Annotated in this window: 12 protein-coding genes; 7 read left to right on the top strand and 5 right to left on the bottom strand. The window is 52.3% G+C overall.

What is annotated here, in order from left to right; genetic code table 11:
- A complete protein-coding gene (gene viaA, locus FHD02_RS19295; RefSeq protein ID WP_008786554.1) occupies positions 1-1,452 on the bottom strand; it encodes an ATPase RavA stimulator ViaA in 1,452 nt (483 codons plus the stop codon).
- Positions 1,446-2,942 carry an ATPase RavA gene (gene ravA, locus FHD02_RS19290; protein ID WP_220394202.1) on the bottom strand — a complete coding sequence of 499 codons (1,497 nt, stop codon included), beginning with the start codon at positions 2,940-2,942 and terminating at the stop codon, positions 1,446-1,448. The genes viaA and ravA overlap by 7 nt, the downstream gene beginning before the upstream one ends.
- Positions 2,943-3,271: 329 nt before the next feature.
- Between ravA and kup the strand changes: the two genes are divergently transcribed.
- The 7 genes from kup to rbsR all read left to right on the top strand — a co-directional run bounded on the left by kup (position 3,272) and on the right by rbsR (position 11,217).
- Positions 3,272-5,140 carry a low affinity potassium transporter Kup gene (kup, locus tag FHD02_RS19285; RefSeq protein WP_003827003.1) on the top strand — a complete coding sequence of 623 codons (1,869 nt, stop codon included), beginning with the start codon at positions 3,272-3,274 and terminating at the stop codon, positions 5,138-5,140.
- A gap of 192 nt (positions 5,141-5,332) precedes the next feature.
- On the top strand, positions 5,333-5,752 hold the full coding sequence (gene rbsD, locus FHD02_RS19280) for a D-ribose pyranase (protein WP_137361479.1): 420 nt from the start codon (positions 5,333-5,335) through the stop codon (positions 5,750-5,752).
- Between the two features lie 7 nt (positions 5,753-5,759).
- Positions 5,760-7,265, top strand: coding sequence for a ribose ABC transporter ATP-binding protein RbsA (rbsA, locus tag FHD02_RS19275; protein WP_079226197.1), 1,506 nt, complete (start codon positions 5,760-5,762; stop codon positions 7,263-7,265).
- A 5-nt stretch (positions 7,266-7,270) separates the two neighbouring features.
- The gene (gene rbsC, locus FHD02_RS19270) at positions 7,271-8,236 is read left to right on the top strand and encodes a ribose ABC transporter permease (RefSeq protein WP_003023762.1); all 966 of its coding nucleotides are present in this window, start codon (positions 7,271-7,273) and stop codon (positions 8,234-8,236) included.
- A gap of 24 nt (positions 8,237-8,260) precedes the next feature.
- Positions 8,261-9,151: a ribose ABC transporter substrate-binding protein RbsB gene (gene rbsB, locus FHD02_RS19265; RefSeq protein ID WP_006687780.1), complete on the top strand. Its 891-nt coding sequence runs from the start codon at positions 8,261-8,263 to the stop codon at positions 9,149-9,151.
- Between the two features lie 140 nt (positions 9,152-9,291).
- Complete coding sequence (rbsK, locus tag FHD02_RS19260) at positions 9,292-10,221, top strand: ribokinase (RefSeq protein WP_042311386.1); 930 nt, start codon at positions 9,292-9,294, stop codon at positions 10,219-10,221.
- Between the two features lie 3 nt (positions 10,222-10,224).
- The gene (gene rbsR / locus FHD02_RS19255) at positions 10,225-11,217 is read left to right on the top strand and encodes a ribose operon transcriptional repressor RbsR (RefSeq protein WP_087857265.1); all 993 of its coding nucleotides are present in this window, start codon (positions 10,225-10,227) and stop codon (positions 11,215-11,217) included.
- Here rbsR and mdtD read toward each other — a convergent pair.
- From mdtD to FHD02_RS19240, 3 genes are all read right to left on the bottom strand, one after another.
- Positions 11,183-12,610 carry a multidrug transporter subunit MdtD gene (gene mdtD / locus FHD02_RS19250; protein ID WP_038635809.1) on the bottom strand — a complete coding sequence of 476 codons (1,428 nt, stop codon included), beginning with the start codon at positions 12,608-12,610 and terminating at the stop codon, positions 11,183-11,185. The genes rbsR and mdtD overlap by 35 nt on opposite strands.
- A 3-nt stretch (positions 12,611-12,613) precedes the next feature.
- Positions 12,614-13,318 carry a FadR/GntR family transcriptional regulator gene (locus FHD02_RS19245; RefSeq protein ID WP_042311382.1) on the bottom strand — a complete coding sequence of 235 codons (705 nt, stop codon included), beginning with the start codon at positions 13,316-13,318 and terminating at the stop codon, positions 12,614-12,616.
- 31 nt (positions 13,319-13,349) lie between these two features.
- Positions 13,350-13,647, bottom strand: a 298-nt coding sequence (locus FHD02_RS19240) for a hypothetical protein (RefSeq protein WP_220394201.1), incomplete at its 5' end; no start/stop codon positions are given.

Below are 13,647 nucleotides of genomic sequence, written 5' to 3'. Positions count from 1 at the left end.
TTAACGCCGCCAGCGTCTGAGCAGGCGGCTTCGCATCCCGGTATCAAAGCGCCAGATATGATCGAAAATGCGCATGATGCCGGGTTTGCCATGTGCTGACATCGCTACCGCATGAAAACGGTGCTGGTGTACCCGCTGTAATTCGCCCACTTTATTGACGACCTCATCGGGCAATCGCTGAGCGATAAAATCTGAGATCACCACCGCATCTGCATCAAACCATTCCCGACCCTGCATGCGCTCAATTATGGCGCGAAAACAGCTGGCAATATCAGTGCCGCCACGAAAGCGCTGACTTAAAAAGCGGATCGCCTGTTCGATGCCCTCCGGACCGGAAAGCTCATAGCGCACCACTTCTGTTGAAAACAGCATAATGAAACAGCGCCGGTTATCGGCAAGGGCAACGCGCATTAGCGCCAGGCAAAAGGCTTTCGCACACTGCTCATTAAACCCGCCCATCGATCCCGAGGTATCAACGCAGACGATAAAAGGCCCGCGCGGCTGCTCGTCAAAATCCTGATGCACCACCGGACGTTCCGTTACTTTCTCACGCCATGCTTCGCCGTGCAGGCGGTAGGTGAGCAGTTGCTTTTCCACCAGCCGTCGGTAGAACTCGTATTCCAGTTCGGTAATGCCCAGCGTGGCCAGCTCTGGCGGTAGCAGGCGCAGGATATCGTCACTTTGCTGGATGCCATCCACCTGCTCCGGGACAGTTGCCGGTTCGCGCACCAGCGTACGGAAGGTTTCCATTGGCGCATCTTTACGCGGCACGGATTTCGCCTCTCTGGAACGACCTAACTGCTCGGCCAGGCGCTGGAGTTCGGGTTGTTGCGTCAGAAATTCGCCGTATTTCACCATCAACTGATAATCACCGCGCTTGATTTGGCCCGCGCTCATGTCCCACAACCGGCCTGCTGCGTTGTCATTTTCTGCCAGTACAGGTTCCAGTTGTCCGCTAAGGGTCATACGTTCCTGTACTTCACTGAGCAAATGCTCGCGCTCTTCTTCCAGTAGTTGCTGATTCAGCGTTGTGGTTTGCACCACCAGGCTCAGGCGCCAGCGCTGGAGAAAAAGCGTATGTAGGGCAGGCGTAAAGGTGCTGTTGTCATTGACCAGTTGCTGCGCTTGCCCGGCCCACGGCGAATGGAGGCGGTGCAATAGCGATAATATTTGCGGTAGCTGAACGATAAACTGCGCATGAGAGAGGAGCTGGCTTTGTTGATAGCACATAACCTCCTCCATCAGCTCCGGCGGTACATGGGTATCTTTGAGGCGGCTACGCAATGATTCACGCCAGCGGGGAATGTCGTCAGTGATCGCTTTTTTAAGGCGAGGAAATTTTTTAAAAAATACCACCATCTTTGGGGAAGCCAGTAGGGCGACGATCATCTCTTCGATCATCGCCTCTTCGCTGACTGCCAGCATGATGTTGAGCGTATCAAGGGTCAGCATTGTTGCGCCTGGCGGATTTGCGCCCCGACATCCTGCAGGCTGGCCTCAATGCGGCCTAACCAGTCGCTATGAATAAACAGGCATTTTTGCTGTTCGCTGAATGCGCTGTGTTGCTGATGCCACTCATTATCGAGCGCTTCAAGCTCCTGTTTTATCTCTGCGGGCATACTCTCTTGCGAAGCACCCGGCAGCGCCAGGCGAGAACCTTGTAAACTGACATCGCGTACAACCAGATGCTGTGCGCTATCGACTTCCATATTCAGCGTTTGGGCAAAGCCGATCCCGTTTAGTTTTCCGCGGATCTCCCCGCCTTTTGTTAGCCACAGTTCCAGCGCGCCACGTTCGAAAGCTATATGGATAACCTCCATATCATGCAGTTTTAAAGGCTTTTGCAGCAGTAATGTCACGACAGAAGACGAAGCTTCTGGCGGTAAATCATAATGAGGACGACGGCTGAACATTCCGCCCTGGCGGATCACCGTGAACGCCGTTTTGTCGCTTTGCTGCTGCTGGAGCTGAATGCGACGCTGCACAATGCTGCCCAGGCGCGTCAGCATGGCTTGCTGTTGCCAGGAGTGTCCGGTCATCAATATTTCAAGCTGTTGTTGCATCAGATTCAGGCTTTGTGCGTCGTACCACAGGCAATCTTTCAGCAGGATCAGGTCGATAGGTACTACCGCATCGCGTCCGCTAAAGAAAGCACTGGCCTGGAGTAAGCGGATCGCTTTTTTCCAGCGACGATCGGACACATAAGGTGCATTCGGTAACACGTCCAATTGCTGGCGCAGCGTGAAAATGAGCTCAAACACGCGATCGGGAAGCTTGATCGCACCAATGTCTTTTTGCCACTGGTGATACTCTTCATCCGTCACCTGCAATGATGCCGGGACCGGATTGTCGCTTTCATCCTGCTGACTTAACAGCATGGAGCGGAAATTAGCCTTGTCCTGAACTTTATCCAGCCACAGACGAATCAGCATACGGTCGTACAGCGCTTCCAGGCTGCTGTCGGCTTCAGGCAGTTCGTTGGAAGCCGCCACCAGCAGACGCATCGGAATTTTTTCTTCATACGCGCCGTTACGGAAGTGACGTTCGTTAATGGCGGTCAACAGGGTGTTAAGGATTGCCGGGCCTGCTTTCCAGATTTCATCGAGAAAAACGATTTCAGCTTCAGGAAGATAGCCTGCCGTTAAGCGTTCATAGCGACCTTCGTCTTTTAACGCCTGAATGGACAGCGGACCAAACACCTCTTCGGGCGTAGAGAAGCGCGTCATCAGGTATTCAAAAGCGCGTGCGTTTTGGAAGGCAAACTTCAGTCGGCGGGCAATTAAGCTTTTTGCGATCCCCGGGGGGCCTAATAAGAAAACGCTCTCGCCGCTGAGTGCTGCCAGCAGACACAGACGAATGGCGTGGCTACGTTCATAAAGTCCCTTTTCCAGCGCATTGCTCAGACGGGAAATTCTTTCCGCTAATAAATGTGGGTGAGCCATAATGAAGTGGCGTCCTTTCGCCAAATGTACTGCATAAACTGCGAGTATAGATGCTTCACACCATTGCAGTAATAGACTGAAGGTGCGCTTATTTTTCTTTGAGCCAGATTAATCTGGTCTCATTTAGGGGTACGATTTTGTGATTAATCGTGCATACTGTGCGCCTTTTTGTGGGCCAAGGGACGACGCACACATTTCTTATATATACACCAAATCAATCAAGCTGCACCAAGGCGGCAATGGAGTTTTCTTCTGGGATGGGGGGAATAACGAATGCAGCCCACACGGAGTGGCTTGAAAGATGATGTGTATAAACGAAAGACGAGTCTATGAGCACTGATAATAAACAATCATTGTCTGCGATTACCCTTGCGGCCATTGGGGTTGTCTACGGTGATATTGGTACCAGCCCACTTTATACGCTTCGTGAATGTTTGTCCGGCCAGTTTGGTTTTGGCGTTGAACGTGATGCCGTATTTGGTTTTCTCTCGCTGATTTTCTGGCTGCTGATCTTTGTTGTCTCCATTAAATACCTGACGTTTGTCATGCGCGCAGATAACGCCGGAGAAGGCGGGATCCTGACGCTGATGTCATTGGCCGGGCGTAATACCTCGGCGCGAACAACCTCCATGCTGGTCATTATGGGATTGATAGGCGGCAGCTTCTTCTATGGTGAAGTGGTGATTACGCCAGCCATTTCGGTGATGTCTGCAATTGAAGGTCTGGAGATAGTTGCCCCGCAACTGGATACCTGGATTGTTCCGCTCTCAATAATTGTGCTGACCCTGCTGTTTTTGATTCAAAAACACGGTACCGGCATGGTCGGTAAGCTGTTTGCGCCGATTATGCTGCTATGGTTCCTGACGCTCGCGGTATTAGGTGTGCGCAGTATTATTGGCAATCCGGAAGTGCTGCAGGCGCTCAATCCGTATTGGGCGGTGCATTTCTTCCTCGAATTCAAAACGCTGTCCTTTATCGCGCTGGGTGCGGTGGTGCTGTCGATTACCGGTGTTGAAGCGCTGTATGCGGATATGGGCCACTTCGGTAAATTGCCGATTCGTCTGGCATGGTTCTCCGTGGTATTGCCTTCACTGGTGCTGAACTATTTTGGGCAGGGCGCGTTGCTGTTAAAGCATCCTGAAGCGATCAAAAACCCGTTTTTCCTGCTGGCGCCGGACTGGGCATTAATTCCATTGTTGATCCTCGCCGCGCTGGCAACGGTCATCGCCTCTCAGGCGGTTATCTCCGGCGTCTTCTCGCTGACGCGTCAGGCCGTACGTCTGGGGTATTTATCGCCGATGCGTATCATCCATACCTCGGAAATGGAATCGGGCCAGATTTACATTCCTTTCGTTAACTGGATGCTCTATTTTGCGGTAGTTATCGTGATTGTGAGCTTTGAACACTCCAGTAATCTGGCCGCGGCGTACGGGATTGCGGTAACGGGGACAATGGTACTGACATCTATTCTGTCTACCACCGTGGCGCGCAAAAACTGGCACTGGAATAAATACTTCGTCTTCCTGATCCTGGTGGCGTTCTTGTGCGTCGATGTTCCGCTGTTCTCCGCGAACCTCGATAAGCTTATTTCTGGCGGTTGGCTGCCTCTGACGCTGGGTCTGGTGATGTTCACCATCATGACCACCTGGAAAAGCGAACGCTTCCGTCTGCTACGTCGCATGCATGAGCACGGTAACTCTCTGGAGGCGATGATTGCTTCTCTGGAGAAATCCCCACCGGTACGCGTGCCGGGAACGGCGGTATATATGTCGCGTGCGCTGAACGTCATCCCGTTTGCGCTTCTGCATAACCTCAAGCATAACAAGGTGCTGCATGAACGTGTGATTCTGCTGACGCTGCGTACGGAAGATGCGCCATACGTGCACAACGTGCGTAGGGTGCAGATTGAGCAGTTATCGCCCACCTTCTGGCGCGTAGTGGCCAGCTACGGCTGGCGTGAAACGCCGAACGTTGAGGAAGTGTTCCATCGCTGCGGTCTGGAAGGCTTAAGCTGTCGAATGATGGAAACCTCTTTCTTTATGTCGCACGAGTCGCTGATTGTCGGCAAACGACCATGGTATCTGCGTCTGCGCGGCAAGCTATATCTGCTGCTCCAGCGCAATGCGCTACGTGCGCCAGACCAATTTGAAATCCCACCGAACCGGGTTATTGAGCTTGGTACTCAGGTAGAGATTTAAGGTAATCGACGCCCTCTTTCATCACGAAAGGGGGCGTTTTGTTTTGTCCCTCCCAGTTTTCATTTCATCGAATGATAATCCTTGCGAAACGTTTCGATGGCGATCACATTTTCGTAACGTCGCGGTGGTTTTCTGTCCACTCTTCGCACTACACTTATCCTCAGCGAAACGTTTCGCTAGTGGGGAAAGAAAATGAAGAAAGGCACGGTACTCAACTCTGAAATTTCAACGGTGATCTCCCGTCTGGGGCATACCGATACGCTGGTGGTGTGTGATGCAGGTTTACCCATCCCGAGCAGCACAACGCGTATTGATATGGCATTAACCCAGGGCGTACCTTCTTTTATGCAGGTACTGGATGTGGTTACACGTGAAATGCAGGTCGAGGCGGCCATTCTCGCGACGGAAATTAAACAACATAATCCGCAACTCCACGAAACGTTGCTCAGCCACATTGAGCAACTGCAACAACACCAGGGAAACACCATAGAAATTCGTTACACCACGCATGAACAATTCAAAAAACAAACCGCAGACAGTCAGGCGGTAATTCGCAGCGGAGAGTGTTCTCCGTATGCGAATATTATTCTCTGTGCTGGCGTCACGTTCTGAGGCCATCATGAACGCATTACTGCAACTCAAAGGGATCGATAAAGCGTTCCCGGGCGTAAAAGCGCTATCCGGCGCTGCGCTGAATGTCTATCCAGGCCGCGTAATGGCGCTGGTGGGCGAAAACGGCGCGGGCAAATCTACCATGATGAAAGTGCTGACCGGGATCTACACCCGTGATGCTGGCTCTTTATTGTGGCTGGGGAAAGAGACCACCTTTAACGGTCCAAAATCCTCTCAGGAAGCCGGCATTGGTATCATCCACCAGGAACTTAACTTGATCCCGCAACTCACTATCGCTGAGAACATTTTTCTTGGCCGTGAGTTTGTGAATCGCTTTGGCAAAATTGACTGGAAGAAGATGTACGCCGAAGCCGATCTGCTGCTCGCCAAACTCAATCTACGCTTTAAAAGCGACAGGCTGGTCGGTGAGCTGTCGATTGGCGATCAGCAAATGGTCGAAATTGCTAAAGTGCTGAGCTTTGAATCGAAGGTCATCATTATGGATGAGCCGACGGATGCGCTCACCGATACCGAAACTGAATCTCTGTTCCGAGTTATCCGCGAGCTGAAATCGCAGGGGCGCGGCATTGTCTATATCTCCCACCGTATGAAAGAGATCTTCGAAATCTGTGATGACGTGACCGTCTTCCGTGACGGGCAGTTTATTGCCGAGCGTGAAGTCGCAACGCTGACTGAAGACTCGCTGATTGAAATGATGGTGGGACGTAAGCTGGAAGATCAGTACCCGCGTCTGGAAAAAGCGCCGGGTGATATCCGTCTGAAGGTCGATAATCTGTGCGGCCCTGGGGTAAATGATGTTTCGTTCACGCTGCGTAAAGGCGAGATCCTTGGCGTATCGGGGCTGATGGGCGCCGGACGTACCGAGCTGATGAAAGTGTTGTATGGCGCATTGCCGCGCACCAGCGGCTACGTCACGCTTGATGGGCATGAAGTTGTCACCCGTTCGCCACAGGATGGCCTTGCAAACGGCATCGTCTATATTTCTGAAGACCGTAAACGTGATGGCTTAGTGCTGGGCATGTCGGTGAAAGAGAACATGTCACTGACCGCGCTGCGCTATTTCAGCCGCGCCGGTGGAAGCCTGAAGCATAAAGATGAGCAGCAGGCGGTAGGTGATTTTATTCGTCTGTTCAATGTTAAAACGCCATCGATGGAACAGGCTATCGGCCTGCTCTCAGGCGGTAATCAGCAGAAAGTGGCCATTGCGCGCGGTCTGATGACCCGACCAAAAGTCCTGATCCTCGATGAGCCAACGCGCGGCGTCGACGTTGGAGCTAAGAAAGAAATTTATCAGCTTATCAACCAGTTTAAGGCCGATGGGCTGAGCATCATTCTGGTCTCCTCTGAGATGCCAGAAGTATTGGGCATGAGCGATCGTATTATCGTTATGCATGAAGGGCATCTCGGCGGTGAATTCTCTCGCGAGCAGGCCACTCAGGAAGTATTAATGGCTGCCGCTGTGGGCAAGCTTAATCGCGTGAATCAGGAGTAAAAAAGATGACTACCCAGGCTGTTTCTGGTCGCCGTTATTTCACTAAAGCATGGCTTCTGGAGCAAAAGTCGCTCATCGCTCTGTTAGTGCTGATCGCGATTGTTTCCACCATGAGCCCCAACTTTTTTACCGTTAATAACCTGTTCAACATTCTCCAGCAAACGTCGGTAAACGCCATCATGGCCGTCGGCATGACGCTGGTCATCCTGACGTCGGGTATCGATCTGTCCGTCGGTTCCTTGCTGGCGCTTACCGGTGCGGTTGCAGCGTCCATTGTCGGTATTGAAGTCAATGCGCTGGTAGCCGTTGCCGCTGCTCTGGCGCTCGGCGCTGCCATTGGCGCAGTAACCGGGGTCATTGTCGCGAAAGGCCGCGTGCAGGCGTTTATCGCCACGCTGGTGATGATGCTGCTACTGCGTGGTGTGACCATGGTGTACACCAACGGCAGTCCGGTAAATACCGGGTTTACTGACAATGCCGATCTGTTTGGTTGGTTTGGTATTGGTCGTCCGTTAGGCGTCCCTACGCCTGTGTGGATCATGGGGATTGTCTTCCTGGCGGCGTGGTACATGCTGCATCACACGCGTCTGGGTCGTTATATCTACGCGTTGGGCGGTAACGAAGCGGCGACGCGTTTGTCCGGTATCAGCGTGAGTAAAATCAAAATTATCGTTTACTCCCTGTGCGGTCTGCTGGCATCGCTGGCGGGTATCATTGAAGTGGCTCGCCTCTCCTCAGCGCAGCCGACGGCAGGTACTGGCTATGAGCTGGATGCTATCGCTGCGGTGGTGTTAGGCGGTACCAGCCTGGCGGGCGGTAAAGGACGTATTGTTGGGACGCTGATCGGCGCATTGATTCTTGGTTTCCTCAATAATGGTTTGAATTTGTTAGGTGTATCCTCCTATTACCAGATGATCGTCAAAGCGGTGGTGATTTTGCTGGCGGTACTGGTAGACAACAAAAAGCAGTAACAACGATTACAGGACATCTTAAATATGAACATGAAAAAACTGGCTACCCTGGTTTCTGCTGTTGCGCTGAGCGCCACCGTGAGCGCGAATGCGATGGCGAAAGATACCATTGCGCTGGTGGTCTCCACCCTCAATAACCCGTTCTTTGTGTCGCTGAAGGATGGCGCGCAAAAAGAGGCGGATAAACTGGGCTATAACCTGGTGATTCTGGATTCACAGAACAACCCGGCGAAAGAGCTGGCTAACGTTCAGGACTTAACGGTTCGTGGAACTAAAATTCTGCTGATTAACCCGACTGACTCTGATGCCGTGGGTAACGCCGTGAAGATGGCTAACCAGGCGAAAATTCCGGTTATTACCCTGGATCGTCAGGCTACAAAAGGTGATGTGGTGAGCCACATTGCGTCTGATAACGTGCTGGGCGGTAAAATTGCGGGTGATTACATCGCGAAGAAAGCAGGTGAAGGCGCGAAGGTTATCGAACTGCAGGGGATTGCCGGTACTTCAGCGGCGCGTGAGCGTGGTGAAGGTTTCCAGCAGGCTGTTGCGGCACACAAATTTAACGTACTGGCCAGCCAGCCGGCAGATTTCGACCGCACCAAAGGTCTGAACGTCATGCAGAACCTGCTGACCGCACATCCTGACGTGCAGGCCGTATTTGCCCAGAACGATGAAATGGCGCTGGGTGCGCTGCGCGCACTGCAAACCGCGGGTAAATCTGATGTGATGGTGGTTGGATTTGACGGCACTCCAGATGGCGAAAAAGCAGTAAATGATGGCAAACTGGCTGCGACCATTGCTCAGTTACCGGATCAGATCGGCGCGAAAGGCGTGGAAACTGCGGATAAGGTTCTGAAAGGCGAGAAGGTTCAGGCTAAATATCCGGTTGATCTGAAGCTGGTCATCAAGCAGTAATACCGATTCAGGTCGCTCGCGGCCTGATGGAGACATAAATACGCCATCCCTGGACCTGGTTCTGAGGATGAAAGCGTAAAAAGAAAAGCAGGGCACGCGCCACCCTAACCCGGTGGCGCACTTTACTGGACACTCCGAACATGAAAACCGCAGGCAACCTCGTCGTTCTTGGCAGCATCAATGCCGATCACATCCTCAACCTTAAATCTTTCCCAACGCCTGGTGAAACCGTAACCGGTAGCCATTATCAGGTCGCATTTGGCGGAAAAGGCGCTAATCAGGCTGTTGCTGCGGGTCGTAGTGGCGCGAACATCGCGTTCATTGCCTGTACGGGGGATGACGATATTGGCGAAAGTGTGCGTAAACAGTTGGCCAAAGATAATATCGATATTGCGCCGATCAGCGTCATTTCGGGGGAATCGACCGGTGTGGCACTGATTTTTGTTAATGGTGATGGCGAGAACGTCATTGGCATTCACGCCGGTGCAAACGCAGCCCTTTCTCCTGCGCTGGTGGAAGCACAGCGCGATCGCATTGCGCAGGCCTCCGCCTTACTGATGCAGTTAGAGTCGCCGATCGAAAGCGTGCTGGCTGCGGCAAAAATTGCCCAGCAAAATAAGACCACGGTCGCCCTTAACCCGGCTCCGGCGCGTGAACTTTCTGACGAGCTGTTGGCGCTGGTGGATATTATTACCCCGAATGAAACCGAGGCTGAGAAGCTGACGGGGATCCGGGTAGAAAACGATGAAGATGCGGCCAAAGCAGCGCAGGCATTACACGCGAAAGGGATCCATACTGTACTGATTACTTTAGGTAGTCGCGGAGTGTGGGCCAGCGTGAATGGTGAAGGTCATCGAGTGCCTGGTTTTAAAGTGGACGCCGTTGATACCATCGCTGCCGGGGATACCTTTAACGGCGCATTAATTACAGCGTTACTGGAAGAGACACCGCTGCCTGAAGCGATCCGTTTTGCCCATGCAGCTGCGGCGATTGCGGTCACCCGTAAAGGTGCGCAGCCTTCCGTTCCATGGCGCGAAGAAATAGAAGCGTTTTTAAGTCAACAGAGGTAACGCTTGGCTACAATGAAGGACGTCGCCCGCCTGGCGGGTGTTTCTACGTCGACGGTTTCTCACGTCATCAATAAAGATCGCTTTGTCAGTGAGTCTGTCACTGACAAAGTTGAAGCGGCAATTAAAGAGCTTAACTACGCGCCTTCCGCGCTGGCGCGTAGCCTCAAGTTAAACCAGACCCGCACCATCGGTATGTTAATCACTGCCAGTACCAATCCTTTTTATTCCGAGCTGGTTCGCGGCGTTGAACGTAGCTGTTTTGAACGCGGCTACAGCCTGGTGTTATGCAATACCGAAGGCGATGAACAGCGCATGAACCGCAATCTGGAAACGTTGATGCAAAAACGGGTGGATGGCTTGCTGCTGCTCTGCACGGAAACACATCAGCCTTCCAGAGAGATAATGCAACGCTATCCTTCTATTCCTACCGTGATGATGGACTGGTCGCCCTTTGATGGTGAAAGCGATTTGATTCAGGATAACTCCCTGTTAGGCGGGGACTTAGCCACTCAGCATCTTATCGATAAAGGTTTTACCCGCATTGCCTGTATTACCGGGCCGCTGGATAAAACACCGGCGCGTTTACGTCTGGAAGGATATCGGGCGGCCATGAAGCGAGCGGGCTTGCCGGTCCCGGAAGGTTACGAGATCACTGGTGACTTTGAGTTCGGTGGTGGTTTTGAAGCTATGCAAACGTTGTTATCACATAAACAGCGACCGCAGGCCGTTTTCACCGGGAACGACGCAATGGCCGTCGGCGCGTATCAGGCATTGTATCAGTCAGGATTGCGCATTCCGCAGGATATGGCGGTGGTGGGTTATGATGATATCGAACTGGCACGCTATATGACGCCACCGCTGACGACCATCCATCAACCCAAAGATGAATTGGGCGAACTGGCCATCGATGTGTTAATCCACCGGATGGCGCAGCCCGCATTGCAACAGCAACGCCTGCAACTTACTCCTGTTTTGATGGCGCGGGGGTCGGTTTAGGCTTGTGCCGATCTTTGATCAGGTTACGTCCATCTTTGGCTTTTAGCAGCATAAACATCAGCGCAGAGACAATAGTGATCGCGCCCATGGTTATGAAGGTGTAATGGAACTGTTCAACCGTATTGGTACCTTCCATGCCTTCATAGATCCGCAGGACGGCGGCGCTGATAGCGACCCCTAAACTGATCGACAGTTGCTGCGTAACGGCCAGCACGCTGTTACCGCTGCTGGCGTTCTCATCGGTCAGGTCCGCCAGAGTGATGGTATTCATTGAGGTAAACTGGGTGGACATCGCCATACCTAAAATAAACAACGGTAGGATCAGCATCCAGACCGGCATGGCAGGAGATTGCAAAGCGAATTGCGCAATCATCAGGCCGATAAACACCGTAACACCCACCAGTGTCGTTCTGTAGCCGAGTCGGCGTAGTACCTGTGTCACCATCGATTTTGCCAGTATTGAGCCCAGCGCCGTTGGCGCCATCATGCAACCCGCAATTAGCGCCGGATATCCAAAGCCTACCTGCAGCATCAGCGGCATTAAGAACGGCACACATCCGGTGCCCAGACGCGTGGCAAGGTTTCCAGCGATCCCGACGGAAAAGGTTCTGGTCTTAAATATTGGAAGCGATATAAGCGGCGTTGGGTGACGACGCGCGTGACGAATGTAGGCAAGCAGCAACAGAATACTGGTCACAATAATGCTGAGTGCGACCCAGGTAGCGACAAGCTTCTCACCAAACAGCTCAACACCACTGGAAAACAACACCAGACTCAGGCCAAAGAGGAAGAAACCTGTCATATCAAAGCCGCGGCGCGGCGTGGTGAAGTTCGGCATATATTTGCGTGCATAGAAGATACCCGCCACGCCAATGGGAATATTAATCAGGAAGATCCAGTGCCAACTGGCCCACGTCACCAGAACACCGCCCAATACCGGACCTAAAATTGGGCCCACAAGACCCGGCATGGTCACGAAGTTAAGCACTGGGAGTAGTTCGCTGCGTGGGTAAGCTCGCAATAAAGCCAGACGGGCAACAGGCATCATCATCGCGCCGCCGATGCCCTGGATGACGCGGAAAACTACCAGTTCACTTAAGGAACTGGATAGCGCGCAGGCCAGCGATCCCAGCGTAAACAGGCTCACGGCAATCATAAAGACGCGTCGGGTACCGAACCTGTCTGCCAGCCATCCACTCACCGGGATCAGCATGGCGACCGTCAGGGTATAACTGATAATAGCCGACTGCATGGCGAGTGGAGAGCGGTTAAGGCTGTGCGCTATTGCGGGTAAGGCGGTATTGAGGATAGTGGCGTCTAATGCCTGCATAAAAAAGGCCATGGCTGCTATCCACGGCAGCCCGGCCATACTGCGAGATTTCTTTTCTGACATATATTATTTATCCGGTAGCACGTTCGGTGCTATCAGCAATGCCTGACAGGCGGTGAAGGCGCGATCGCCATCGCTATCCTCTATCGCATCGACAATAGCCTGGTGCAAATCCAGCTTTACCACATCGTTATAGGTAATAGAGGTAAAGTAAGTCTGGTAGACGGAATGGAACAGTGATGCAAAGGAGATAAGGAACGGATTCGCACTCATTTCATAGATGTGCTCATGCCAGGCGATATCAACTTCTATCCAACGGTCGCGCCGGAAATTTCTTTTCAGCTCGACCATCTCTTCCATCAGTGTATTGAGATGCGCTTTCTGTTCTGCCGTCCCGATAGTCGCCGCCAGTAAACAGGCCTGAGGCTCCAGACTGATACGCATCACCAGAAAATGTTTTATGACCTGAGGGAAATTATCTTCCGTCATCCACCAGGTAAGCAGCTCCTGGTCGAGGAAGTTCCAGTTTGCCTGAGGCATGACGCGAGTGCCAATACGCGGGCGTGGTAATACCATACCTTTTGCCGTTAACGTTTTTACCGCTTCTCTTACTGCGGTACGACTCACGCCAAACTGATCGCCCAGCTCTATTTCACCGGGCAGGATAGCACCCGGTGCGTATTCACCTTTTAATATTCGCTGGGCTAGCTTTTCGGCCAGAACGTAGGACAGATTCTTCTGTGCGGCTAGCTGTTGGGCATTTAAAGGCATGAATGTTATTCCTTACTCTTTTTCTTATTCATTAGTATGCCACCAGGAAGTGTGATTGCGGCTGCAAAAACGGCAAATTGCTTATTTTATGGCATGTTAATGGTGTTTTTGGTGAAAAAATACGCACTCGGAAAGTTATTTTAAATTTCCCCTTGTCAGCCTGAAATAACTCCCTATAATGCGCCTCCACTGACACGGAACAACGGATTACACTCCGCCGGGTCAGCGGAGAAAAGCGTAAATAAACGCTTGACTCTGAAGCGGGATAGCGTAATATGCACACCCCGCGCCGCTGAGAAAAAGCGAAGCGGCACTGCTCTTTAACAATT

This window comes from Citrobacter sp. EC_71 (assembly GCF_019584005.1).
Classification (GTDB): Bacteria; Pseudomonadota; Gammaproteobacteria; order Enterobacterales; family Enterobacteriaceae; genus Citrobacter; species Citrobacter werkmanii.
This window is presented reverse-complemented; position numbering and strand designations above follow the sequence as displayed.